This window comes from Legionella sp. km772 (assembly GCF_003989735.1).
Lineage (GTDB): Bacteria > Pseudomonadota > Gammaproteobacteria > Legionellales > Legionellaceae > Legionella.
This window is the reverse complement of record NZ_RZGQ01000259.1, coordinates 1-3,153: the sequence shown is the minus strand read 5'-3', so window position 1 is coordinate 3,153 and position 3,153 is coordinate 1. Positions and strand designations below refer to the sequence as shown.

The following is a 3,153-nucleotide window of genomic DNA, read 5'->3' as shown; positions in this document are numbered from 1 at the left end:
GCTCTCCTGGCCTATGGACTTGTGGATAAGCCATTCTGAGAGTAAGGTGAATGAACTAACAAACCGGGAATAGCTCTTATTTTTCCTGAATTTTGTTCCAGATCCCCGGACCTAGCTAAGATAGTGCGGCGGTGCAAGATGGTTTTGATCTTTATTTACATGGTTTTATTGTTACTGATGATGGAAAATGGGCGATTATCCAACAAGGAATGAATCCTAGCAGCAAACAGGCTCGTCGCTATCATTGGTTGTCTGAAGGTTTAAATAACTTTGTTGAAGCACCTCACAAGGCTATTGAAGGCCTTTATCAAGGTAATATTATTAATCTAACTGATGAAAGGGCTCAGCTATCCAGAATAACCCAAATTGATCTATTGAAAACGCTTTCTCCGGAGCGGATCGTTTGCGAAGTTGCTAAAATTGAAAAGTCTCAACAGCAAGCCAAAATAATTAATAAGGAGCAACTGGTTTTACCCTGCCTTGATATGCCCACTCATCATGAGGTGCGTGCTGAAAATATTTCTTTACGCCGCTTGCATGGTACTATTGCGGCTGCAATTGAATGCGGTCCTAAGGATTTTCCTGAGCTTCTTTTAACTCCCGGAGTAGGGGCTAGAACCGTCTTAGCATTAGCAATGGTGGCCGAAGTCATCCATGGTGCGCCATACCGATTCTCCGATCCCGCTCGTTTTTCTTTAGCCCATGGAGGTAAAGACAAACATCCATTCCCTGTTCCCATCAAGGTTTATGATGAAACTATCGGTGTTTTAAAAACGGCCATGCAAAAGGCAAAATTAGGACAGAGCGAAAAATTAGCTGCGATTAAAAGACTTGATCACCAGGCGCGTTTATTAGAGAGCACGGTTATTGCAGGTCCTAGCGTAGAGGAAATTGTTGCTCATGAAAAAACGGTTTCTTCTTTATATGGTGGTAGAAGCGTGTTCGGTTATGAAAACTAATACTAAGGTGTGGGAGCCTCGTATTAAGACTAGGCCTTAATACAAGGTTAATTGGTTTTATCTTTAATTTAGAGCTTGAATTTCCACCATCGCAGTACTGGTGATTCCTAACTTACGAGCGGCTCCATAAGAAAGATCAATAATCCGCGAACTATGGAAGGGGCCGCGATCATTAATCCGAACCACTACTGTTCGTCCATTTTTTATATTTTTAACCCGTACTCGGGTATTAAAGGGGAGGGTTCGATGTGCAGCCGTCAAAGAGTGCATATTGTAACGTTCTCCATTAGAGGTCTTACGCTTATGGAAGCGTTTACCATAAAAAGAAGCAAGCCCCCGGGCTTTATAACCTTTTGCAGATTTAAGCGGCGTATAGGTTTTTCCTCTCACTGTATAAGAAGGCATATCTGGAGCTGTTTTTACACAGGCGCTTAAACTACATATTAAGACTGTAATAAGAAGATATTGTATGGTTTTAATGGTCAATTTCATGCTTATCCTTAGATCCAAATGAGCATGCACCATAACATATTGCTCCCAGTATGGCGACCCTAAATTGGTTTTTGGTCAATTTTAAGCCTTATTTTAACTGCGCCCTTACCGTTTTATTGGTTGATAAACCCTGTAAGATCGAAGTCTAAAGTGGGCTTTAACCCTAGCACTATTGCCTTATCCAAAAAAAGGCCTTAAGCGTTTTGCTGCAGCACGTTGTTCTAATTGGTCAGAAATATTGGGTGAATCAGCTTCTTTTTGGGGGCTAGAGGGCTTGGGGTTATAGGTGCTGGGCAGCGACTGGAGCGCTATTTGCGCTTGTTTAAGTAGGTCATTGAGTCGAACATCGATGATTGGCGTTTTATTTACTTGGTGATAAAGTTCTTTTGCTTGCCCTAAGCCGTGAAGAAGAGCTTGATGGAACTGTGAGATAGGACCTCTAAGTGCTGCTATATGATCAAAAATAGGTCCTGCAGCTTGAAATTTTAAAATTTGTTTTATTTCCAAATGAAGTTTTTGCACTACTACTGAAAATTGCTTTTGTTGGGTAGTTAATTTTGAAACCTCGTTGAGTAAGCGGTGATGCTTTGGGGGTTCTTGGTGTTTTAGTGCAAAAGAGGTATGACGGCTTTTATAATGGTTAATAATTTTGGAGAGAGAGCCGGTTAATATGGATAAAACATTTAAGATTTGTTTTAAATCCTCATTACCTAATGCATAAGCTAATCGTTCACGATTTATTTGAGCAGACTGTTGTGGCTGAATACCGAGAAAAAAGAGTATATTATGCTCCATCTCTAATACCATACTCAATGCATCCTCGTTACTTAAACGATATTGTAACAGCAGTTGAATTGTAAGTATTTGATCTTCAGCCGACGAATCATCACCTTCGCTGCTAATTCGTTTAAGTTCCTGTAAAGTAAGCTTCATTTCTTGAAGCGACCTGCGGGCTTCATTAATTAAATGGGTCAAATGGTTGGGAAGATTATTCATAAATTTTAATTTAAAGGTAATAGGAGTCAGTAAAGGAAGACCCACTTACTCCATAAACACGAAGCCGAATTCGTCTAGCTTACTAAAATACAACTCAGGTTGCTATAAATATTGAGCGCCCCCCATAGGGGGAGATTCAAAACCTTAAGAACGTGATTATTTAAAAGATAATTCAATATAAGTATTTTCCCCATAATGGAGCTTATTTCGACAAAAATAAGGAGGTACAGCCATAGAAGGAATAATAAATCCCTCTTTTACTCCAATATGAAATTGATCGGTGCGGCTGGCAATTTCAAAAAGTAGCCGCTCTCCCTGCTTTAAAAAAGAGGCGGCGGGCGTCATGCTAAATTCTAAGATCACTTGCTCATGATGCTTAAGAGGAGTGATTACAGAGGTATTAATAGCCAGTTCACAGGAGGTGCTGTGGCTAGAGTCGATTGTCCGAGTAGCAGGTCTAAAATGCCCCATTGATAAGAGGTGATAATTTCCTTGATGATCTACTCTGCCTAAGCGGGTGATTAAATAAGAGTCTATCTCATTACAACTAAACACGAGCTTTACCTTAATCGGTCCAACAAGGGTAGTATGATATAGGCGCGGATTTTTAGACGAAAAAAAGGTATTTTTAAGAGCTATTCTTCTAATATAAGAGGGGAATAGAATGACCAAAAAGCGAAATTATTACACTGCATCAAAAAAATCA

At 39.9% G+C, this 3,153-nt stretch carries 5 protein-coding genes; 1 reads left to right on the top strand and 4 read right to left on the bottom strand.

The features are described from left to right. Positions 1-11: 11 nt before the first annotated feature. Positions 12-137, bottom strand: a complete 126-nt coding sequence (locus ELY15_RS16625; RefSeq protein ID WP_255411123.1) for a hypothetical protein — start codon at positions 135-137, stop codon at positions 12-14. Here ELY15_RS16625 and ELY15_RS14865 point away from each other — a divergent pair. Next, positions 132-959 carry a DUF763 domain-containing protein gene (locus tag ELY15_RS14865; RefSeq protein ID WP_233586826.1) on the top strand — a complete coding sequence of 276 codons (828 nt, stop codon included), beginning with the start codon at positions 132-134 and terminating at the stop codon, positions 957-959. The genes ELY15_RS16625 and ELY15_RS14865 overlap by 6 nt on opposite strands. 63 nt (positions 960-1,022) lie before the next feature. Here ELY15_RS14865 and ELY15_RS14860 read toward each other — a convergent pair whose 3' ends face one another. From ELY15_RS14860 to ELY15_RS14850, 3 genes are all read right to left on the bottom strand, one after another. Further along, positions 1,023-1,451 (bottom strand): septal ring lytic transglycosylase RlpA family protein, encoded by a 429-nt coding sequence (locus ELY15_RS14860; RefSeq protein ID WP_127101392.1) that lies wholly within the window; start codon positions 1,449-1,451, stop codon positions 1,023-1,025. Between the two features lie 177 nt (positions 1,452-1,628). After that, on the bottom strand, positions 1,629-2,447 hold the full coding sequence (locus ELY15_RS14855) for a hypothetical protein (protein ID WP_127101390.1): 819 nt from the start codon (positions 2,445-2,447) through the stop codon (positions 1,629-1,631). Positions 2,448-2,603: 156 nt separating this feature from the next. Continuing rightward, a complete protein-coding gene (locus ELY15_RS14850) occupies positions 2,604-3,119 on the bottom strand; it encodes a CocE/NonD family hydrolase C-terminal non-catalytic domain-containing protein (RefSeq protein WP_127101388.1) in 516 nt (171 codons plus the stop codon). Positions 3,120-3,153: the final 34 nt, after the last annotated feature.

Excerpts from the sequence above, each read along its gene's own strand:
- ELY15_RS14860 (WP_127101392.1), bottom strand. The coding sequence starts at position 1,451 with ATGAAATTGACCATTAAAACCATACAATATCTTCTTATTACAGTCTTA.
- ELY15_RS14855 (WP_127101390.1), bottom strand. The coding sequence starts at position 2,447 with ATGAATAATCTTCCCAACCATTTGACCCATTTAATTAATGAAGCCCGC.